This window comes from Veillonella parvula (assembly GCF_048309325.1).
GTDB classification, from domain to species: Bacteria; Bacillota; Negativicutes; order Veillonellales; family Veillonellaceae; genus Veillonella; species Veillonella parvula_T.
In genome coordinates this window covers 1-22,776 of sequence record NZ_DBFBTX010000004.1, presented here as the reverse complement: position 1 = coordinate 22,776, position 22,776 = coordinate 1, and the positions used below count along the sequence as shown (strand labels likewise).

14 protein-coding genes and 3 tRNA genes are annotated in these 22,776 nt (G+C 36.6%); all 17 read left to right on the top strand.

Annotation, left to right across the window (positions count from 1 at the left end):
- The first annotated feature begins 105 nt into the window (after nucleotides 1-105).
- Nucleotides 106-861 carry a ribonuclease PH gene (gene rph / locus ACMKPP_RS02665; RefSeq protein WP_287540661.1) on the top strand — a complete coding sequence of 252 codons (756 nt, stop codon included), beginning with the start codon at nucleotides 106-108 and terminating at the stop codon, nucleotides 859-861.
- Nucleotide 862: 1 nt separating this feature from the next.
- Nucleotides 863-1,438, top strand: coding sequence for an XTP/dITP diphosphatase (locus tag ACMKPP_RS02660; RefSeq protein WP_004693587.1), 576 nt, complete (start codon nucleotides 863-865; stop codon nucleotides 1,436-1,438).
- Between the two features lie 66 nt (nucleotides 1,439-1,504).
- Entirely contained in the window at nucleotides 1,505-2,002 is a 498-nt protein-coding gene (locus tag ACMKPP_RS02655; protein ID WP_418369275.1) for a metallophosphoesterase family protein, read from the top strand.
- A 77-nt stretch (nucleotides 2,003-2,079) separates the two neighbouring features.
- Nucleotides 2,080-2,862 carry an adenosylmethionine decarboxylase gene (gene speD / locus ACMKPP_RS02650; RefSeq protein ID WP_008715652.1) on the top strand — a complete coding sequence of 261 codons (783 nt, stop codon included), beginning with the start codon at nucleotides 2,080-2,082 and terminating at the stop codon, nucleotides 2,860-2,862.
- Nucleotides 2,863-3,150: 288 nt separating this feature from the next.
- Nucleotides 3,151-4,356, top strand: a complete 1,206-nt coding sequence (locus tag ACMKPP_RS02645; protein WP_120056133.1) for an NAD(P)-dependent malic enzyme — start codon at nucleotides 3,151-3,153, stop codon at nucleotides 4,354-4,356.
- 380 nt (nucleotides 4,357-4,736) lie between these two features.
- Nucleotides 4,737-4,813 (top strand) — tRNA-Pro (locus ACMKPP_RS02640).
- Between the two features lie 10 nt (nucleotides 4,814-4,823).
- Nucleotides 4,824-4,897: transfer RNA gene (locus ACMKPP_RS02635), tRNA-Gly, on the top strand.
- A 101-nt stretch (nucleotides 4,898-4,998) separates the two neighbouring features.
- Nucleotides 4,999-5,075, top strand: a tRNA-Arg gene (locus ACMKPP_RS02630).
- A 191-nt stretch (nucleotides 5,076-5,266) separates the two neighbouring features.
- Nucleotides 5,267-5,731 (top strand): IS200/IS605 family transposase, encoded by a 465-nt coding sequence (gene tnpA / locus ACMKPP_RS02625; protein WP_418369274.1) that lies wholly within the window; start codon nucleotides 5,267-5,269, stop codon nucleotides 5,729-5,731.
- Nucleotides 5,732-6,071: 340 nt separating this feature from the next.
- Complete coding sequence (locus ACMKPP_RS02620) at nucleotides 6,072-6,701, top strand: DUF1819 family protein (protein WP_418369273.1); 630 nt, start codon at nucleotides 6,072-6,074, stop codon at nucleotides 6,699-6,701.
- A gap of 15 nt (nucleotides 6,702-6,716) precedes the next feature.
- On the top strand, nucleotides 6,717-7,274 hold the full coding sequence (locus tag ACMKPP_RS02615; RefSeq protein ID WP_418369272.1) for a DUF1788 domain-containing protein: 558 nt from the start codon (nucleotides 6,717-6,719) through the stop codon (nucleotides 7,272-7,274).
- A 14-nt stretch (nucleotides 7,275-7,288) separates the two neighbouring features.
- On the top strand, nucleotides 7,289-10,807 hold the full coding sequence (gene brxC / locus ACMKPP_RS02610) for a BREX system P-loop protein BrxC (protein ID WP_418369271.1): 3,519 nt from the start codon (nucleotides 7,289-7,291) through the stop codon (nucleotides 10,805-10,807).
- Nucleotides 10,808-10,817: 10 nt separating this feature from the next.
- Entirely contained in the window at nucleotides 10,818-14,345 is a 3,528-nt protein-coding gene (gene pglX, locus ACMKPP_RS02605) for a BREX-1 system adenine-specific DNA-methyltransferase PglX (RefSeq protein WP_418369270.1), read from the top strand.
- A 19-nt stretch (nucleotides 14,346-14,364) separates the two neighbouring features.
- Entirely contained in the window at nucleotides 14,365-16,965 is a 2,601-nt protein-coding gene (pglZ, locus tag ACMKPP_RS02600) for a BREX-1 system phosphatase PglZ type A (protein WP_418369350.1), read from the top strand.
- 17 nt (nucleotides 16,966-16,982) lie between these two features.
- Complete coding sequence (gene brxL / locus ACMKPP_RS02595) at nucleotides 16,983-19,046, top strand: protease Lon-related BREX system protein BrxL (protein WP_418369269.1); 2,064 nt, start codon at nucleotides 16,983-16,985, stop codon at nucleotides 19,044-19,046.
- 49 nt (nucleotides 19,047-19,095) lie between these two features.
- Nucleotides 19,096-19,692 (top strand): hypothetical protein, encoded by a 597-nt coding sequence (locus ACMKPP_RS02590; RefSeq protein WP_418369268.1) that lies wholly within the window; start codon nucleotides 19,096-19,098, stop codon nucleotides 19,690-19,692.
- Nucleotides 19,693-20,277: 585 nt separating this feature from the next.
- Nucleotides 20,278-22,776: ESPR-type extended signal peptide-containing protein (locus ACMKPP_RS02585; protein WP_418369267.1), on the top strand; the 2,499-nt coding region annotated here is incomplete at its 3' end.

The window sequence follows — 22,776 nt, the reverse complement described above, 5'->3', positions numbered from 1 at the left end:
GATTCATAATGCTGAAAAATAGAAAAATTATGATATAATATAAGAAATAACGCCCCTTTGTGTAAGGGGCGTTCTAATATTTAGTTTTAGAATGGTGAGGTTCCTATGCGCAGCGATAATAGAACAGCGGGCCAATTGAGGCCTATTAAAATAACACGGAATTTTACAGAGTATGCAGAAGGTTCTGTACTCATTGAGTGTGGTAAGACCAAGGTTATCTGTACAGCTACTGTTGAGGATTCTGTGCCACGCTGGCTAAAAGGTTCTGGGCAAGGATGGGTAACCGCGGAATACTCATTATTGCCACGTTCTACGCAAACTCGTGTGAGCCGTGAGGCTGCAAAGGGAAAACAAACAGGACGGACTGTAGAAATTCAACGCCTTATCGGTCGTGCATTGCGTGCTGTCGTAGACCTTGAAGCACTCGGTGAACGTTCTATCACTATCGACTGCGATGTGATTCAAGCGGATGGTGGTACACGAACAGCCTCTATTACGGGTGCCTTTGTAGCCCTCGTTGATGCAGTGGACTTCACCTTTGGCGGAGCTGGCAAATTTCCAATTACTGACTTCTGTGCAGCCATCTCCGTAGGTATTGGTCCTGAAGGTCCCATTACGGACCTTTGTTACGAAGAGGATAGTGCCGCCATTGTAGATATGAATGTAGTCCGTACCGGTTCTGGTAATATGGTTGAAGTACAAGGTACAGGTGAACACGGTACATTTAATCGTGATGAGCTCAACGCTTTACTTGATTTAGCAGAGGCTGCTACAGATGAGCTCATGGCTAAACAACGTGAAGTACTTGGTGCGACAGCAGATAAAGTAGGTAAAGAGTATCCTACAGCTCCGGAGGTATAAAATGGAACAAATTGTGCTTGCTACAGGCAATAAAGGAAAAATTCGTGAGTTCTCTGAGGCTTTTTCCCATTTATCTATCGATTGTGTACCTGTAAAAGCTGTGATTTCCATTGAGGAGCCTGAGGAAACTGGTACAACCTTTATGGAAAATGCTCTGTTGAAGGCTCGTTACTATGCGAAGGCTACGAATCGCCCATGCCTTGCTGATGATTCTGGCATTACTGTCGATGTCCTCAATGGTGCACCAGGTGTATATTCTGCGCGTTATGCAGGTCGTCATGGTGATGACAATGCAAACAACGAGAAGTTAATTCGTGAACTACAAGGGAAAAGTAACCGTACAGGTCATTATGTATGCGCTTTAGCACTTGTTTATCCTGATGGCCGAGAAGTTACTGCGGAAGGCTATTGTGATGGACTCGTTCAAGATGAGCCAAAAGGGGAGAATGGCTTTGGCTATGATCCGTACTTCTATGTGCCTGAGTTTAAAAAGACGATGGCAGAGCTAAGTATAGAAGAGAAGGAAACGATTAGTCATCGTGGCCGTGCACTACGTGAATTAATTAACAAGCTTTGATATTTTCGAACTATATGGTATAGTTCATATAAATATATAATATAGTGGCATTAGAGATTAAATACAATGAAACGAATTGGCATTTTAAGTGACACTCATGGGTATCTAGAGGATATCGATCTCGTCTTGGCTGCTACCGCTGATCAAGACATCGATATGTGGCTTCACGCTGGTGATTTTGGAGATGACGCACGCTATATGCAGGCACATACTGATATTCCTGTATATAGCGTGCGTGGGAATAACGACCGTGTGCAACCGCTTGAACCACGAGAGCAATTAATTCCTCTTGAAGATACCTATATTTACATGACACATGGACATGAGGTATCATATTATAATCGAATACAAAAACTGATTGAGTTAGGAACTGACATGGGTGCGCGACTCATCGTGTCCGGTCATAGCCATCATCATGGGGAGGTTCGTGCCCGTGATGCTGTATTTGTAAATCCTGGTAGTATTTCTTTGGCTCGTGATCGCTCCGGTGGTACCTTTGCCATCGTTACCTACGATAATGGACAGTTTGATGTAGAGTTTGTGTATAAACAAGATATTGTTTAGTTATATGGTGAAAGCTTCGTTTGCGAAACTTTCAAAAGAAATAGTAAGTCTATACATGGAAAGGGTTATGACATATCATGGATACACCAGTTAAAGCAAAGCCTAAAATGAAGTTATATGGTTTTAACAATCTCACAAAGACATTGAGTTTTAATATTTATGATATTTGTTATACTCGTACGGAAGAAGAGAAAAAACAATACATTCAGTACATTGATGAAGTATACAATGCGGATCGTTTAACGGCTATTTTGACGGAAGTTAGCCATATTATTGGCGCTAACATCCTTAATGTAGCGAAACAAGATTACGATCCTCAAGGTGCGTCTGTTACGATTTTGATTTCTGAAGAGGAAATTGAAAAAGAAGATGTAGTTATGCATCTAGATAAATCGCATCTCACTGTACATACGTATCCTGAAAGTCATCCGCACAAAGGGATTAGTACATTCCGTGCCGACATTGAAGTTTCTACATGTGGACAAATCTCTCCACTAAATGCACTGAATTATTTAATTCAAAGTTTTGACTCTGATATTCTTACCTTAGATTATCATGTGCGTGGTTTTACTCGTGACGTATCTGGTAAGAAAATTTATATCGATCATCGCATCAATTCTATTCAAAACTACATCAGTGCGAAAACTCGCAATATGTACAACATGATTGATGTAAATGTATATCAAGAAAATATTTTTCATACAAAGATGATGTTAAAAGAATTTGATTTAGATAATTATCTCTTTGGCATCACTGAGTCTGAGTTGAGCGATCGTGAAATCAAGCAAATTAAACATCAATTAAAACAAGAAATGATGGAAATCTTCTATGGACGCAATTTGCCATCTGTAAAAGCTTAAAGACCGCTTTTATAACATTGGTGTGACAGCTTTTATCGTATAATACGAAGATCGACTTGAAGTAGATAAGCCTTATATGGTTTATCTACTTTTTTATAATTTACTTTATTACTATTGGAGCTTAATCTTTATTACTACTGGAGCTTAATGATAGTTGTTTTTAAAAAATTCGAAAAACTATATCGAAAAAACTTGAATTATGATTTAGCATTTTGTATAATACAATTAGTTAAAGGTATAAATTACCGACTCTAAAGAGTCCGAGTGTATCCACAAAGGAGAATTGTTATGGACGTACGTGAATTAGCTGTACAAAAAAAACGTGAATTAAAAGGTTTCCTTACTGTAGGAACTAAATATGAATTAAAAGACGCTCATGATTTATCTGTAGCTTACACACCAGGTGTAGCAGAACCATGTTTGCGTATTAAAGATAATGAGGCAGAATCCTTCGAATTAACTTGCCGTTCCAACATGGTTGCCGTTGTATCTGACGGTACTCGTGTACTTGGTCTTGGTGATATTGGCGCTGCAGCAGCATTGCCAGTAATGGAAGGTAAATCCTTATTGTTCAAAAAATTCGGTGATGTAGACTGCATTCCATTGGTTGTAGATACAAAAGATGCTGATACATTGATCAATACAGTAAAATTATTGCAAAAAAACTTTGCTGGCATTAATTTAGAAGATATTTCCTCTCCTAAATGCTATGAAGTTGAAAATCGTTTGAAAGAAGAATTGGAAATTCCTGTATTCCATGATGACCAACACGGTACTGCAATTGCATGTTTAGCTGGTGTAAAAGGTGCTCTTCGTTTAGTTAAAAAAGATTTAGCTACTGCTAAAATCGTTGTAAACGGTGCTGGTGCTGCTGGTGCAAACATTGCTCGCTTATTGTACCTTGCAGGTGCTCGTGATATCACATTGTTGGTATCCTCTGGCGTATTGCACAAAGACTACAAACGACTTGACTCTTTGCAAGCTGAATTGATTGATTTGCTCAAACTTGAAGAAAAACATGGCAACTTGGCTGAAAATGCTAAAGGCGCCGACATTCTTCTTGGTGTATCTGCAGCAGGTGCTTTCACAAAAGAAATTTTGGAAAACTTGGCTGACGATGCAATCGTATTTGCAATGGCTAACCCTAACCCAGAAGCTACATATGCTGATATGAAAGCTGCTGGTATCCGCGTTGCTGGTACAGGTCGTTCCGACGCTCCTAACCAAATCAACAACGTAGCAGTATTCCCAGGCGTATTCCGCGGTGCTATCGACGTTCGTGCGTCTCAAATCACTGACGAAATGAAATTAGCTGCTGCTGACGCTTTGGCTCACTTGATTCCTGATAGTGAATTGAACGAAGAAAACGTAATGCCATCCGTATTCGATCCTCGTGTAGCTCCAGCTGTTGCTAAAGCAGTTGCTGAAGTTGCTGTAAAACAAGGTATCGCAAAAAATCCTCAAGTAGTAGAAGATGGTAGCTACGAAGGTTAATCTATTTGCTTTACTAGCATTTTAAAATCTTATATAACTATAGAACAATACAACATGCACCTCGAAAGGGGTGCATGTTTTTATATGCTCGATTTAGCATATGATTGGCTTTATACTATTAGGGCGAATAATTTATAGATTAAAATGATATGGAGGCGTAGGCGTATAGGATAATAGAAGTAAGGATAGATATATATTAAAGAATGTATTAATGTATAAGTAAAAAAATTAATGAAGTTGTAAAAAAGTACTTGTCACTAGTTTCTATCAATGATATAATAATTTTCGTTGCAGAGCGATACTCGAGAGAGTAAGAACTCAGCAAGAGTAGTGGTTGACATCAACTACCGGGTTTGCTATAATAGCAAAGTAATTAATGACGGGGCATAGCGCAGTTTGGTAGCGCACCTGGCTTGGGACCAGGGGGTCGCAGGTTCGAATCCTGCTGCTCCGACCATTTTTTATTTGCGGGTGTAGCTCAATGGTAGAGCCCCAGCCTTCCAAGCTGGTCGCGAGGGTTCGATTCCCTTCACCCGCTCCATTTTTTTTTGCCTTTTTTAGGGTATACTAAGATAGGGTGTAGTTGACGATACATAGTACATAATTTATACTATAATAGATAATTATATAGGGAATCCACATGGTTCAGTAGCTCAGTTGGATAGAGCAACGGCCTTCTAAGCCGTGGGTCGGGGGTTCGAATCCCTCCTGGATCACCATAATAAATGCAGTAGCTGCAAGGGTTTATGACCTTTGCGGCTACTTTTTTTGTACGCCGAATAGGCATGACTAACCCCCCAGTTAAACTGGGGGTCAGTAAAATTTCTTAGAGAAAAGGAAAGAACCTCCTAGTGATAAAATGAAGTTGGTCTGGCAACCACAACATTTCAACATAGGAGGTTCACTGTCAATGAATGACGTAAAAAGCTTATCACATAGTAAATGGAGATGTAAATATCATATTGTTTTTGCTCCAAAATATAGAAGACAAATAATTTATGGTCGGATAAAAGCTGATGTAGGTAAAATTCTAAGAGATTTATGTAAGAGAAAAAATGTAGAAATTATCGAGGCAGAATGCTGTCCAGAGCATATCCATATGCTAGTAACGATTCCACCACATTTAAGCATATCGAGTTTTATGGGATATTTAAAAAGCAAAAGTAGCCTCATGATATTCGATAAACACGCAAATTTAAAATATAAGTATGGAAATAGACATTTCTGGTGTAGAGGATATTATGTGGATACGGTGGGACGATATGAAGGAGCGATAAAAGAGTATATTTGCAATCAACTACAAGAAGATATAGCGCAAGACACATTAAACTTTAAAGAGTATACCGACCCATTTACGGGTGAGCCAGTAAAATAGGCAAAATAAAAGCCCCCGAGTAGGGGGCAGCCAGTGGTAATAGAGTGGTTGTCAGAACATTCAATGCCCTCTTTAGAGGGCCACCACTAGAGAAGGACCCTTATAGGGTCAGAGCAAACCACTCGTTCTACGGGTGGTTATGATTTTTTGACTATGACTATATATGAAGTTAATTATGGTTAAGGTATAGAAAAATTGTAATGTCAGGACCTTGACTTGGATCGGAAAGTGTTGTAATAAAGCATGACATAAGTCGTATAAATAGATATAATAGATATTGATTAACTAATTGAAATGTGATATACGAAAATCTATTTTTATACATTGGAGGGCTAGAAAAATGGCATGGAAAAATCTATCGGAACTTGACAGCCCATATATTGGTTGTGGGGCTTTAACTCGTGAACAGTTTTTGTTTCATGAGATGCGTGCTACAGCTAAACTTTATGCACAGGGATTGAGTAAAGAAGAAATTGTAAATCGTATTGTTGACGAAAATATATTTCAATTTCCAACAGAAAAATCTATACGGAATATAGCGAATGCATGTATTCGTCGATTAAATACATTGGATGATGAGTATCTTGTTAAAGCTATTGCAGATGAACCATCAGATATTGCTAAACAAGTTTGTTTGTATGCGATGATGAAGCACTATCGATTGATTAGTGACTTTATGCTTACTGTTATCGGTGAAAAATATAGGTTAAAAGACACCTCTTTTTCAAAAGCTGATATTAATATCTTCTTTTTACGGCTACAAGAACAAGATGATTATATTGCAGCACTGAGTGACTCAACCATTAATAAGATTCGACAAGTAATCAACAAGATGCTAGTAGATACGGAGTATATTGATGATCTAAAATCTGACAGGCTTAATCCTGTTTTAATAAGCTGGATTTTAGAAAATGCTATTCGTGATAAAGGTGATACCGCAGCACTAATAGCATTTAACTGTTTTGGATAAAGGGGAATTATAAGCATGAGTGATATAGGTCCGCGCTTAGATCAAGTGCGCGAGTTACTTCAAAATAAGGATTTCCTTGCAGGAAAAGGCTTAAGTAATGAGGTCAATATTCGTATATTTTGCTATCATCCTGAAGATGAAATGGAGGTGCGACACTTCTCTAATAAAATTAGCAGTGAAACAAAGGTAGCATGTAAAATCAAAGAATGCAATTTATATAGACTTTTTTTAAAAATTTGCGAAGATAAGCGTATACTCAATCGCATTCCTGAGATGGAAGAAAAAAAGGGGAAAGCATTTTTGCTAACACAATTGGAAAAAGGGATTCTAGTTGAGTTGTATGTAGATAAAATCTGTAAAGATAGATTTGAAGATGATGAAGTCCTATTTTTAACAGGGGTTGGGGATGTATTTCCATTTATGCGCATTCATAAACTGCTAGAAGCACTGCAACCAAAGATGGGGGCAACACCAATTTTAGTAATGTATCCAGGTACATTTGATGGTAGATACGTAAAATTGTTTGAAAGATTAACTGCGAATCCTTATTATCGTGCATTCAATGTAGTTTAGGGGAGTAAAATAGTATGAAAATCCAAAATATGTTCGTTGATGATATTAATCGTAATATCAATGGTGTTGTAAAGGTAACACAGGATGACAATGAGTTTTTGGCTCAGGAATTGAAGGAATATGTAGTAACAAAAGAACTAAAAAAACATTTCATTACATTTTTCACCAATTATAGTGAGTCCTTTGATGTGCCTACCAGTGAAATCGGTGTATGGATTTCAGGCTTCTTTGGTAGTGGTAAATCTCATTTTTTGAAGATTTTATCTTATATTTTAGATAATGAAAATGTAACAGGAGAACCTACGTTAGAAATTTTCCGCAAAAAATTTGAAGGTGACTCTGGTACATTTTCTTTGATTGAAAAATCAGTTCAGCATAAAACGGAAACAATTCTATTTAATATTGATATTGCTGGCTCTATAACAAAGGATAAGACAGCGGTATTACGTGTATTTGCAAAAGTTTTTTACGACCATTTAGGCTTCTATGGGGATGATTTAAAGGTTGCAAAACTAGAGCAACTAATTGCAAAACAAGGTAAAACAGAAGAATTTAGACGTGTGTTTGAAGAAAAAAATGGTGAAAGCTGGGTATCGACACGATCTAGCTTTGCCTTTTTCGAAGATGATGTTGTTGCAACTCTAACAGAAGTTCTTGGCATGAGTGAAACTGCAGCACATCACTGGTTTGATGGTACAGAAACTACTGAAATGAGCATCGAAAAATTAGTATCTGAAATTAAAGAGTATGTTCAAACCAAGGACCCTAATTTTAGACTTTTATTTATGGTCGATGAAGTAGGGCAATATATTGGTGCAGATACAGATTTATTGCTTAATTTGCAATCAATCATTGAAGAAATAGGCAGTAAATGTGGAGAACATGTTTGGGCCGTTTGTACAGGCCAAGAGGCTATTGATGAAATAATCAAAACACGTCAAAATGAATTCTCTCGTATTCAAGCACGCTTTAATACAAGACTTTCACTATCTTCATCAGCGGTCGATGAAGTAATTCAGAAACGTATTTTAAGCAAAACACCTGAAGCTACAGAAACGTTAACAGCAGTTTATGATAAAAATGAGGCTGTGCTTCGTAATTTGTTCAGTTTTTCGGAGTCAGTATTAGATATTAAAGGCTATAGCAGTGCGAATGAATTTGTCGTGGATTATCCGTTTGTTCCTTATCAATTTATTATTATACAGAAAGTGTTCTCTGAAGTTAGGAAGCACGGTAATGCTGGCAAACACTTCTCTGGGGCGGAACGGTCTATGTTGTCTGGGTTCAAAGAAGCCGTACAACAAATTCAAAATGAAAATGAATATACACTTATTCCGTTGTTTAGATTCTACGATACCGTACATTCATTCTTGGATGGATCTATTAGACGTGTTATCGAGCGATGTGAGCGTGCTGCCGAAGACAAACTCGGTGTTGAAGCTTATGATGTAGAGGTATTAAAACTACTTTACCTCATTCGCTATATTGATGACATTAAATCTAGTATAGATAATATTGCTATTTTGATGGCAGATAAAATTGATGTTGATAAAGTAACGTTACGTGAAAAAGTAACAGAATCGCTAGGTCGCTTAGAAGGCCAAAATTACATTGGTCGAACAGGGGATACATATAATTTCCTTACCGATGAAGAACAAGATATAGCTAGAGAAATTAAAAATACTATTGTCGATACGGCAACAGTTGTAAGTCGTATTGGGGATATTATATTTGGTGATATTTACAGTTCTAAAAAATATCGCTTTGGCAAATATGATTTTAGTTTTAACCAAATGGTGGATAATACGGCAGTTGGTTCTACTACTGGTAGCATGACATTACAATTTTTAACAGTTGCTAGTGATCCTGGTGTTATTCAAGATTTATATTTAATGACTGCATCCAAAGGGCGTGCTATCATTGTACTTGCAGAAACATCATACTTTGATTTACTTGAAAATGCAGCTAAAATAACAAAATATAAAAAACAAAGAAATGTAACGCAATTAGCAAAATCGGTACAAGATATAATTCAAGCGCAGAGTGAAGAAGCTCGTAATTATGAATTACAAGCGAAAGCAAAGCTTGAAGAAGCTATTTTGAATGGGGCGTTTTATGTTGATGGTGAAAAAGTTGCGGTAAAAGGCGCTTCTAGTGAAAATAAAATCAACCAAGCATTAGAATATCTTGTTTCGCATGTATATTCGGATTTGGCCCTAATAACTAAGAATGTAGAGACGGATGCAGATATAAAAGAAATTCTATTAGGCACAACGCCGCAATTTGAAGGTACTGAAGATAATATTGAGGCGGCAGCTAAAGTAGAAGAATACTTAGAGATGCAACAACAAAAACATATGCCTACATCAATGGACGATATTCAAAGTCGGTACCAAGCGGTTCCTTATGGCTGGAGAGAAATTGATATCGCAGCAGTAGTAGCTTTATTAATTAATCAACAGAAACTTACGTTGAAGTACAGTGGTGAAACCGTGCAACCTAATAACCCTAAATTGGTTGATATGCTACGTAAAAAAAGTGAACGCGGTAAAGTTAGTGTTTCCAAGCGACAAAGTATCTCTGCGAGTAATATAAAACGTATAAGGGGTATTTTGCGCGATTATTTCGAAATAAGTGCTATTCCTAGTGATGAAGATGGATTAATTGTATTTATTACGGAAGAGATTAATAGGCAGAAAACTCATTACGAACAATTGTTAGAGAAATATGCCGGACATAAATACCCAGAGAAAAATAAAGTACAAGAAGCGATTACTCTATTAGATGGGATTTTATCACAACAAAAAGACAATATTGCATTAGTTACTCGTGTATTAGACAAAGAGACGGAACTTTTGGATAGTAAAGATGACCTTCAAAATGTAGAGGATTTCTTTAAAAATCAGGTGTCTATATTTGATGCTGCGGTTAAATTAGAGACAGATATGCGTAATGATTTGACTTATCTTGAAAACTTGGAAGAAGCAAATCAGGCATTAAATCAAATTCGATTGATTACGATGAATGATACTAAAGCGGTATATCGTCGTATACCAGAATTAAATGACCTTATGGAGTGTGTGCGAACAGGACATAATGCTCTATTAGAAAAAAAACGTGAATCATTATATGAAATAGTGCGACAATGCCTAGAGTCCATTCATACAATAGCAGATACAGAGAATATCCAAAAAGAAATTGTGTCAAAAGCTGATAGCTATTATGTTGATGCAAAGGAACGCATTAGTAAACAACAAAGTTTAGCATTATTAGATGGAATGACTTCTGGACTTTGGGATGTCAGAGATCAGTTTGAACGCAAAATAAATGCGATAATAAAGCCACAACCAGATAAGGTTAATAAGCCAGAAGGTCAGAAAATAGTAAAGAAAAACATTAAGGCGGTACATCGACAAATCGTATTCCCAGCAAGCGTATTAGAAAATAAAAATGATATCGATGCATATGTAGAATTAATACGTAAATCGTTGGAAATGCAATTAGACGATTGCGATGGAATACAAATCAAATAGGGAGAAATCCATGGATAAGAACGCAATTAAAAAGTATGCAGTATGGGCACGTAATGAGCTGATTGAACGGGTTAGACAACGCGCGGTAAAGTTTGACATAACTGTAAATTCTAACATCGACGCGGACAGTTTCAATGGTTATGTTTTTACTGATATGGAAAAGTCACAACGTGAATCCGCAATTAAACGAATGATTGAAAAAGGCGAAGATGCCGTAATTGAAGAAGTAGCATATACTTGGTTCAATCGTTTTGTAGCATTGAGATATATGGAGGTGAATAATTATTTACCTTCACGACTCCGAATATTCACTAATGAGTTAGGTGAATTTAAACCTCAGATTTTGACAGAGGCAATACATTTAGATTTGGAGGATATCGATCGTGATAAAATCTTTACGTTGAAAGAGTCAAATGCTAACGAGGAATTATATAAGTACTTGTTGTTAACTCAATGCAAGTCATTAAGCAAAGCATTACCGGTAATCTTTTTACCTATTGATGGTTCCTGTAAATTTGAAGAAAACGACTATACAATACTGTTATTCCCTGATAATCAACTTCGTGAAGGTAGCATAATAGAACAGATGATATCCATGATACCTGAAGACAGCTGGGTTGATGCTGTACAAATTATTGGTTGGCTTTATCAATACTATAATACAGAACCTAAGGACCAAGTTTTTTTGGATTTGAAGACAAATGCAAAAATTACAAAAGAGAAAATTCCTGCAGCTACGCAGTTATTTACTCCGGACTGGATTGTTCGTTATATGGTCGAGAATAGCTTGGGAAGATTATGGTTAGAAGGCCATCCTGATAGTGAAGTATTACCTAAATGGGAGTATTATTTATCTGATGCAAAACAAGATGACAAAGTAGAAGCACAATTAGCGGCTGTTCGAGCTAAAGCTAGTGAATTAAAGCCAGAAGATATCCTATGTATTGACCCTTGTATGGGGAGTGGACATATTCTTGCCTATCTATTTGAAGTTTTAATGCAAATTTATACTGACTATGGTTACTCTATCAGAGATTCTGTTCAAAACATTATTCAAAAGAATTTGTATGGATTGGATATTGATGACAGAGCAGCGCAATTAGCTTATTTTGAAATAATGATGACTGCCGTTAAATATGATAGCCGCTTACTTCAAAGGGATAAAGTACCACAACCTCATGTTTATGCAATTCAGGAGAGTAATCATATAAAATATAATTACGAGCTTGGAGAATTTTTGTTATCAAAAGAGCATCGAGAAACTTTGAAATATTTATTGGAGGTATTTCAAGATGCAAAGGAATATGGTTCAGTACTAAAAATTGAGAATCGAGATTATGAAGGCTTTTTGACAGCATGGGAATTAACAGCTGAATCGACTTTGAATGATGTATTTATGATTGGATGGTATATAAATGCTAAAGATCGAATCAAGGCATTAGCACTTCAAGCGATTTTATTGAGTCGTAAATATCATGTTGTAATAACAAATCCACCATATATGGGCCGACGAAATATGTCTGACAAGTTGCAAAAATATTTGTCTGAAGAATACCCTAACAGTAAAACAGATTTGTTTGCAGTATTCATTGAGCGATGCAATGAATTTTCGAAGAAGTATTTTTATAGTGCTATGATTACCCAACAATCATGGATGTTTTTAACTAGTTTCAAATTATTAAGAGCAAAGTTGTTGCAGAGTGATATCGTAAATATGATACATTTGGGCGCGAGGGCTTTTTCTGAAATTAGTGGAGAGGTAGTTCAAACAACTAGTTTTATTACACGTAATACTAATTTTTTAGATTATATGGGTAAATATTGTAGATTGATATCTCCTAATACAGAAGATGATAAAAAAGAAATGTATTTGCGTGGAGAGAATCAATTTATAACAAAAAAATCTAATTTTGATAAAATTCCAGATTCTCCCATTGCTTATTGGGTTAGTGATGCAATTTATAATGCCTTTTCTATGGGAGTAAGATTAGGTGATATTGCAGACTCCAAACAAGGTATCGCAACTGCTGATAATAATCGTTTTTTGAGAATGTGGTATGAAGTAGATCTTAACCGTATAGCTTTTAATATATCTAGTGCTGAAGCTGCATTAGATAGTCAGAAAAAATGGTTTCCTTATAATAAAGGTGGAGAATTTAGAAAATGGTATGGCAATAATGATTATGTCGTTAATTGGGAAAATGATGGGTTTGAGATAAAACATTTTACTGATGACAAAGGGAAATTACGTTCCCGACCACAAAATTTAGAATATATCTTTAAGCCCTCATCAACATGGTCTTTAATCTCGACAGGGGCGCCTTCCTTTAGATTTAAGCCTAAGGGTTATATTTTTGATGTTGCAGGGATGAGTGTTTTTTCTGATCAATATTTGTATTATTTATTGGGGTTATGTAACTCTAAGGTCGTAGAACCAATATTAGAGATTATTGCACCTACAATTAACTATCAATGTGGTGATATTGCTAATATACCTGTTATTTTTGTTGAAGATAATAAGTCAAATGTAGAAACATTAGTAAAAAATAATATAGAAATCACCAAGAGCGATTGGGATGCATTTGAGATATCGTGGGAATTTAATAGGAGCCCATTAGTTGCGAATGTCCATGAACGTAATAACGGTGAAACAATTAGTCGCATTTCAGATTGTTATAATACTTGGATGGAGACCACTAAAAAAAATAGAGACGTATTAAAAGCAAATGAAGAGAAGCTAAATGAGATTTTTCTTGAAATGTATAATTTGCAGGATGAAATAGAAGCAACAGTCAAGGAAGAATTAATTTCTATTTATAGGCCTGATGCTACAAAGGATATTAAAGCATTAATCTCATATGCTGTCGGCTGTATACTGGGGCGCTATTCACTTGATATAGAGGGCATAGTATATGCAGGTGGAACCTGGGACACCTCCAGATATCAAACTTTCAAAGCTGACAAAGATAATATCATTCCAATTTGTGATGATGATTACTTTGATGATGATCTTACTGGTTTATTCGTGAAATTCGTTGAGACTGTGTATGGTAAAGATACATTAGAAGAGAATTTGCAATTTATTGCAGATGCTTTAGACGGTAATGGAGCATCTCGTGAAATAATTCGCAATTATTTCTTGAAGGATTTCTTCGCTGATCATTGTAAGATGTATCAAAAACGCCCAATCTATTGGTTGTTTGATTCTGGTAAAAACAATGGGTTCAAAGCTCTAGTGTACATGCATCGCTATGAACCAGATTTATTAGCACGTATGAGAACAGATTATGTTCATGAGCAACAAAGTCGATATAGAACGGCAATAGAAGATATTGGAAATAGATTGAATAATGCAACTGGCTCTGAACGAGTTCAGTTAAGTAAGAAATTAGGCAACCTTACAAAACAAAGTGATGAAATTCACGCATACGAAGAAAAGATTCATCACTTGGCGGATCAATATATTGCAATTGATTTGGATGATGGTGTGAAGGTTAATTATGCCAAGTTCCAAGATGTATTAGCGAAGATTAAATGATAAAAGGAAGGTGCCAATTATGGCTGTATTAGATGCTGAACAAGTAACAAAAGATTTGAATGGTCGATTTGCGGCACCTTTAAAGGATTTCTATCAACGTAGAATTATCTTTTGGAAAGATGAAGAACAGGAATTTATTGATAAACTTGATGAACTTTCATTGGAAAATGCTAAGTTAATTAAGCTAACAGAAACCAATAATTTTGCTGTCAAAAAACTACTGACTGTTGACGATACCACATCTAATTACTTGGTGTATTGTCCTGTACGTTACTCTGATGAAGAGAATTGGTTATTACCTATTGAATTATATAGTGAAGAGTTCCGTGTTGATTTAATTTCCATTTGGATTAGTGAAATGGGAATTGCGGATTCTGTGGGCATACGTAATTTAGTAAGAGGCTATAAGAAATTCTTTAACACAAAGGCTCATCGCACCAAAATTTCTAACTTGTCACAGTCTATAACAAGCCCCGCGCAACTGCATCTCGGGGTAATGGCTGTCTTATGCGGATTAAAAGACTTTCAACCAAATGCAATATTACAGGCTGTTTTCAAGTCATATATTGCTAATGATAATGGTTTGTATGAGAGCTTTGAACGTTTTGATGTAAAAACGGCTTTTTGGGCAATGGTTGCACAAGGTTCGGGCTATCGAGCTGAGGAACCTGAGCTAGATCAATTGATAGCGCATGTTTTGCTCACGGCAGCAACAAAAACACTTTCTATTGAATGGTTAGAGGGGTTGGATGTATTCATATCGATGCCTCATCAAGCATACTGTTACAACTTCATAGCAGAATGGATAAATAGCAATGATAATAGTCATTTGTATGATTTGTCACGTCTAGTAGAGGCTGAACTTAGTCTATCTAGACGATTCGCTAAAACACCTGTCGAAGCACTAGTTGATTGTGAAATATTCCCTTGCATCGATAAGTGTATCTTGACGCAATTGATGAATGATATAATACACCAAATTATTGATGTGGAAAAAATACGCAAAGTGGTTGAAAAACGACGTACGTATAATTGGTATTCGTTAGTTCGGCCTTATTATGAAGGGTTACAACAAGTAGCCAATATGCAAGAATTTATGTTGGATCATGGAGCTGGATTCCATACTGTTGAAGCCTATAAAGTTTGGCAACAGTATACGGATGATTACTATAAAATGGATACCTACTATCGTCAGTTTCATTGTCATTTTTCTGAATGCCTCAAAAATACAAATGAGATTTTAGAGGATGACTTTAAGAATCTTGCTGAACAAGTAGAAGGTCTATATGAAAACTGGTATTTGCGTGGGTTAAGTGAAAATTGGTCTACTGCAGCTGCTGAAGAATTAGCTCAATATGGTCGTATTTTAGAAGTGCCACAACAGGTTGATTTTTATCGAGATAAGGTTGCTAATTCTGAGAACAACATATACGTGATTATTTCAGATGCATTACGTTATGAAGTAGCCACAAGTCTCACTGAGCAATTAAGGCGGGAAACTCAAGCTGAGGTTAAACTTAATAGTTGCAGTGCTATTTTCCCTACAGTGACTAAATTTGGGATGGCAGCATTATTACCCCATAAAGAGTTAACTGTAGTTGAAAAATCTAATGGCTTAGCTGTTTATGCAGATGGAAAAAGTACAGAGGCTAGTTATCGTGATAGTGTATTGAAAGATACAAATGCCGATAGCATTGCAGTAAAATATAAAGATTTAGTGCTATTAAAACGTGAAGAGCGTAGAAGTCTTGTAAAAGGGAAAAAAGTTGTCTATATCTATCATGATAAAATTGATGAAACCAGTCATACAAATGAATCATTAGTATTCCCTGCGTGTGAAGAGGCGATTGATGAAATTAAAAATATGATTCGTATTATCGTCAATGACTTTAGTGGTGCCAACATTATTGTGACTGCGGATCACGGATTTTTGTATACGTATACACCTTTATCTGAAGACTCTAAAGTAGATAAAACTACTGTTAGTACAGATGATGTAGAAGTGGATCGTCGTTACTTGATTACACGAAAAGGTGCAAAACCAGATTATCTGATGTCGGTTAACTTTGCAGTTGGGGCAGATGAGTATGATGCATTTTCTCCACGTGAAAGTATTAGAATCAAGAAAAAAGGTGGCGGACTTAATTTTGTACATGGTGGTGTTAGCTTACAGGAAATGGTTGTTCCAGTTGTTGAATATCATTATTTACGTAATCAAAGTAAAGCTTACCAAAAAAATAAGCAGAAATATGATACAAAACCAGTTCCTTTAAACTTGCTTTCGGCTAGTCGTAAAGTAAGTAATATGATATTTAGTTTAGACTTTCACCAAGGGGAAGCTGTAAGTGATAATCGTGAATCTGCGAATTATTTGATTTATTTTGAAGATGCAGAACGTAATCAAGTTAGTGATGTTCAAAAGATTATTGCAGATAAAACTTCTGACAATGCACCTGATAGAAAGTTCCGTTGTACCTTCAATTTAAAACCACTAAAGTTTAGTAATAGCGAATTATATTATCTAGTTATTGCGGATGAAAGTGGTATTCAGGCTCCTCAGCGTGAAGAGTTTACAATAGATATTGCCTTTGCAGTTGATGAATTTGATTTTTTTAGTTAGTGTCGGGAGGTAATATTATGGAGCCAACAGAGGTTGTTGAAAGCTCTCGTGAGATTATAAAAGACAAGTTGCGCCAACACTTTGATGGCAAAATTGTTCGTAAAGATTTAACGAAAAAAATCAAAGAAGGGGCGAATGTCCCTATATATGTTCTAGAATTTTTACTAGGTCAATATTGTAGTTCTGACGATGATGGTATCATTGAGCAAGGCGTAAAAAAGGTAAAAAGAATCCTAGCCGATAATTTTGTGCGACCTGATGAAGCACAAAAGATTTTATCCATGCTACGTCAAAGTGGTAGTCATACGGTAATAGATAAAATTACGGTGCAATTGAACATAAAAAAAGACTGCTATGAAGCAGAATTTTCAAATTTAGGCCTAAAAGGAATTCCTGTGGATGAGTCATATCCTACTAAGTATGATCGCCTATTATGTGGTGGTATTTGGTGTATTATTCAATTGGAATATGAGTATGTTGAAGAAGATAAGAAAAATGGGACACCTATTCAAGTATTGAAACTAACCCCTATTCAAATGCCGCATATAGATATCGACATGTTAAAATCTGGGCGTGAAGCATTTTCAAAAGAAGAATGGATTGATGTTCTATTACGATCCATTGGGATGGAACCCGATGTATTAAGGTACAGAGAAAAGTGGCTTTTACTAGCACGAATGATACCATTGGTTGAAAACAATTTTAACCTCTGTGAATTGGGACCGCGTAGTACAGGTAAATCTCATTTATTTAAAGAAATTTCGCCGAATTCTATATTGGTATCTGGTGGACAAACAACAGTTGCGAATCTGTTCTATAATATGGGCCGTAAAACTGTAGGTCTTGTAGGGCTATGGGATTGTGTGGCATTTGATGAAGTAGCTGGTATCAATTTTAAGGATAAAGATGGCATACAGATTATGAAAGACTATATGGCATCAGGTTCCTTCGCACGTGGTAAAGAAGAAAAAGCAGCATCTGCATCCATGGTGTTTGTTGGAAATATCAATCAAAGCGTAGATGTATTATTGAAAACATCGAGCTTGTTTGAACCGTTCCCTCCGGAAATGGGAACCGATACAGCATTTCTTGATCGTATGCACTGCTATATTCCAGGTTGGGAAATACCTAAATTTAGACCAGAGCATTTTACTAATGACTATGGTTTTATAACGGATTACTTAGCTGAATTTGTTCGAGAGCTTCGTAAAGAGCAATATGGTGATGCGATTGATCAATACTTCCGTTTAGGTTCAAATTTAAATCAACGCGATACTATTGCGGTGCGTAAAATTGTTGATGGGTATTTGAAACTTGTCTATCCAAATGGTCAGTTTAATAAAGAACAGCTAGAAGAAATTTTACAGCTTGCATTAGAATTACGTCGTCGAGTAAAAGAGCAGTTGAAGAAACTTGGTGGGATGGAGTTCTATGATGTGAATTTCTCGTATACGGATAAAGAAACCTTTGAAGAACACTATGTATCGGTACCTGAACAAGGTGGTGGTAAGTTGATTCCTGAAGGTATGTGTAATCCAGGTCAAGTTTATACCGTTTCACAAGGTAAAGGCGGCATGATTGGTGTATTCCGACTAGAAAGCCAAATGCTTCCAGGCAGTGGTAAATTTGAACGAACTGGTATAGGCTCTGATCGTGAATGTAAAGAAGCTACGAATACGGCATTTAACTTCTTGAAAGCCAATGGTAAACGCGTTAGTAATTCCATTAGTACGACTACAAAGGATTACATTATTAACTACCAAGACTTGCAAGGTATTGGTATGACTAATAAACTCGCACTACCAACACTGATTGCATTGTGTTCTATTGCATTAGGAAAACCAGTGCAAAGTTCTCTTGTTGTACTCGGTGAAATTAGTATTAGTGGCACTATGATGACTGTTGATGAACTAGCTAGTGTCCTTCAAGTATGTCTTGATAGTGGCGCGAAAAAAGTGTTATTACCAAGCACCTCATTTGTTGATTTTTCAACAGTACCAAGTGAACTGATGAGTGCGTTTCAGTTGATACCATATCAAAGTGCGGAGGATGCTGTGTTTAAAGCACTTGGAGTGGAATGAGGTTGCTATGCGTAGAAAATAAGTTGTTAGTGTGTAAATAGGAGTCCTTATGGAAGAGGTTTTATTATCGTCCCTTGTCGGTGCTGTAGTTGGTACTATTAGTCAAATCTTTCGAGAATGGTGGATTCAAAATAAAGCGGAAGACAAGGCACGGGATTTTGCAATATTTTGCTTAGTTAATGAATTAAAGCAATTTCGATATGGATGTTTTGCTTTTCTTGATAGTCATAATGGTGCTGTAATAAGCAACAAATATGACTCATTCGAATCTGAGAATACAACCTGGGGGGAAATCCAAGAACCATTGTCTGTGCCTAGTTTGAGTTTAAATATAAGTCATGTTAATCTTATTAATATGACTCTGGTCGCTGAATATCATGCATTGAGTCGTGAGTGTGAATATATAAAACATAGATTTACTCTTAATGAAGAAGCTGATAAGCTATTTTTTATTGAATATGATTATTTTAAGTCGATGACAGAATTAGCTGATAAAGCGGAAGTATTAGAAAATCGTATTGTAAAGTGTTATGGTATCAAATTTAAAATTGAACGATGGGAAGAAGAGTGGAAAAGCCTTCGTCTGGAAATTAAGGATAAATATATTAATATTGGCAAAGTAATAGCCCAAGATAAAAATATATAGTAGGATTTTATGGATGAGAGTAACTAGAATTGTAGCTGTTTCTATAAATGTAATTTAGTGTGCGTAGATCTCTCGTGATTGCGATAAAAAATAAAGAAATTGTACCTTTAAATATGCCATCACAGATAGGGTCGAACCCGAAAACCGCATGGTTGAGGCATTGTCTTAAATACTTCTAAGCCGTGGGTCGGGGGTTCGAATCCCTCCTGGATCACCAAAGAAATAAGCGGATAGTTCGTAATGAGCTATCCGCTTTTTGTTGCGTTTTTTGCATAACTACTCGTAAATAATATGTAAAAAGATAAATTACTTTTAAAAATGAATAAATTTTCATAAATTAGCACATAGATGAGTAAAAAAATGTACTTTTAAAGTAGTAAAAATATAAAAAAATCTAAAATAATGTTGTAAATACTGCATTCTCATATGATGAGAATATATGAACAAAGAATGAAATTTGCTTGATTGTTATATTGAAAATTTTATATAATATAGATATTATGATTAATTATAAGCCTTCATATGTAAGTTATGAGGTTTTATAAATGGACGTTTAGGTTATAGTTGTTGAAATAGGAGTATTTAATGAATAAGATTTTCAAGGTAATTTGGAGTAAAAGCAAAGAGTGTTATGTAGTTGTATCTGAGATTGCTAATAACTACAGTGCTAAGAAAGCTGTATTGACAAGCGTTTTTGCCGTGTTAGCGTTAACTGGTAGTGCAGCTCATGTTATGGGGTCCACCTTACCGACGGAACTAACTGACAAAGGCTCTATTAAAATTGGTCAATATGCAACTACTAGTAATCAATCCAGTATTGTTATTGGGACAAGTAGCGAATTTAGGTCTTCTTCCGCTGACGGGTATAGGGCAATCGGTATTGGCTCTGGGGTTATTGCTAGTGGTAATAATAGTGTTTCTATCGGTGGTCATTCTCGTGCGACACAAGATCAGGCGATTGCTATCGGTGGAGCTTCTGATGATAGTGGTGCTAAGGCGACAGGTTCTCAATCTATTGCTATCGGTGGTAATACTGTAGCTAGTGGGGATTCCTCTATCGTAATCGGTGGTGATGATGTGGAGGTAGCGTTTGCCCAAACTGTAACCTATACAGATATTAACACTGGACAAGCGAAAACGGGGACATTGAGACAGGCATCTATAGATTTGGCAAATATCCAGCTGCCTCAATATATAACTGCTACAGCTAGTCATGCAGGGACTGCCATTGGTATGAAAACTAAAGCTGGTGACTTGGGTCTTTCTCTCGGCATGGGGGCGGATTCCGCTACTCGACTAGATGGTAAGGCTGGTAATGTAGTTAATGCTATCGCTATCGGTGCCGGTGCAAAAGCTAATCGGGATAACTCCATTGCTATCGGTGGTGGTGCTAATACTGATGCAGCAGGTGTGGCACAAACAAGCTATACTATGAGTAATGGAGATACGGTTCACTGGGCCGGTGGTGAAAATGTGTTGCCTGGTGACGTTGTATCATTTGGTGCTCCTGGGTATGAACGTCAGCTTAAAAATGTAGCTCCTGGTAGTGTCAGTGCAACTTCTACAGATGCGGTGAATGGCTCTCAGTTATATGCTATAGCTGAGAAGACTTTATCTAAATATATTTCTATTAAATCTGATTTGGCTGGGAATAAATCTAATAAAGGTGCAGAAGCGACTGATTCTATGGCTATAGGTCCGGATGCTTCTACAACAACTGCTGCTACTAAAGGGACTGCTTTAGGTACTGGTGCAACTGTTACTGTAGCGAATGGTGTTGCTGTAGGTTCACAGTCTAAAGCAAGCATAGCTAGCGGTGTAGCAGGCTATAATGTAAATGACTCTAGAACCGATAAATATGGATCTTTATCCGGTAAAGCGTTGACATCTACTTTAGGTGCCTTTTCTGTAGGTAATGAGACTAATACACGTCAAATCACAGGTGTGGCTGCTGGTACAGCTGATACAGATGCTGTAAATGTGGCACAGTTAAAGAGTGTGAATTTGAAAGTAGCTGGAGATACTGGTACAGGTGATGTTAATCTTGCTAATAGTACTTTAAATATTAAAGGTGCTGGTATTGCTAAGACGACTGCATCTGGTAAAGATGTAACGGTAACTGTGACAGAAAAAGCAGTTAAACAAGAAGCTGTTAAAGCGGTTACAATGGCTGCGGCAGATCCTAATGGTGCGATTACTGTTACACCAGAGGTAAGTGCAGATAAAGATACAGCAACTTACAAAGTTGGTATCGATCCAACTAAAGTAGCTGAGACTACTAACTTGACCTATAAGGATAATGATGGTGCAGATAAGATTGTTACTTTAAAGAAAGGCTTGAACTTTAAAAACGGTGCTATGACGACTGCAACAACTGCTGCAGACGGAGTAGTAACTGTTGATATCAATGATGATACAAAGGCTAAAATCAATAACGCTGCAACAAATAAGCTAGATAATCTTACATCAGATGGTGAACAAAAGGTTAAAAGCTTATCTGCATGGAAGGTGAAGGCTAATAATAGTAATGCTGAAACAGTAACAGGTGGAGATACCGTTACATTTAATGATGGATCCAATATTGCTATAACTCAAAATGGCAAGACCTTTACTGTAGCGACTAAAAATGATGTAAACTTTAATACTGTAACAGCTACGACAAAGGTGACAACACCTGCGGTAGAAGGGCTTACTAATACGTCCTGGACACCGGGTACTACAACTCCTGTTAGTGGTCGTGCGGCAACAGAAGATCAATTGAAAGCCGTTGATACACAAGTAGCAACAAATAAAGATGCTATTGCTAAGAATAAGGATAATATCGATAAGAACAAGGATAATATTGCAAAGAATGCCGATAATATCACGAAGAATGCTACAGAAATTGTCACAAATAAAGGTAATATTGCAACTAATACGGCAGCCTTGGCTCGTAAGATTTCTTTAGGTGGCGATACAGGTAATACAACAGAGAAATCCTTAAGTACAGGTGATGTGAAGTTTAATGTAAAAGGTGCGGGCCTTGTAACGACTTCTGCAGCTGGTGATGATGTAACAGTAACTGTGACAGAAAAAGCAGTTAAA

Bases quoted from the DNA above. Each gene is read 5' to 3' on its own strand.
- ACMKPP_RS02655 (WP_418369275.1), top strand. From the start codon at position 1,505: ATGAAACGAATTGGCATTTTAAGTGACACTCATGGGTATCTAGAGGAT.
- brxL (WP_418369269.1), top strand. From the start codon at position 16,983: ATGGAGCCAACAGAGGTTGTTGAAAGCTCTCGTGAGATTATAAAAGAC.
- tnpA (WP_418369274.1), top strand. From the start codon at position 5,267: ATGAATGACGTAAAAAGCTTATCACATAGTAAATGGAGATGTAAATAT.
- pglX (WP_418369270.1), top strand. From the start codon at position 10,818: ATGGATAAGAACGCAATTAAAAAGTATGCAGTATGGGCACGTAATGAG.
- ACMKPP_RS02590 (WP_418369268.1), top strand. From the start codon at position 19,096: ATGGAAGAGGTTTTATTATCGTCCCTTGTCGGTGCTGTAGTTGGTACT.
- ACMKPP_RS02615 (WP_418369272.1), top strand. From the start codon at position 6,717: ATGAGTGATATAGGTCCGCGCTTAGATCAAGTGCGCGAGTTACTTCAA.
- ACMKPP_RS02620 (WP_418369273.1), top strand. From the start codon at position 6,072: ATGGCATGGAAAAATCTATCGGAACTTGACAGCCCATATATTGGTTGT.
- brxC (WP_418369271.1), top strand. From the start codon at position 7,289: ATGAAAATCCAAAATATGTTCGTTGATGATATTAATCGTAATATCAAT.
- pglZ (WP_418369350.1), top strand. From the start codon at position 14,365: ATGGCTGTATTAGATGCTGAACAAGTAACAAAAGATTTGAATGGTCGA.
- ACMKPP_RS02645 (WP_120056133.1), top strand. From the start codon at position 3,151: ATGGACGTACGTGAATTAGCTGTACAAAAAAAACGTGAATTAAAAGGT.
- rph (WP_287540661.1), top strand. From the start codon at position 106: ATGCGCAGCGATAATAGAACAGCGGGCCAATTGAGGCCTATTAAAATA.
- speD (WP_008715652.1), top strand. From the start codon at position 2,080: ATGGATACACCAGTTAAAGCAAAGCCTAAAATGAAGTTATATGGTTTT.
- ACMKPP_RS02660 (WP_004693587.1), top strand. From the start codon at position 863: ATGGAACAAATTGTGCTTGCTACAGGCAATAAAGGAAAAATTCGTGAG.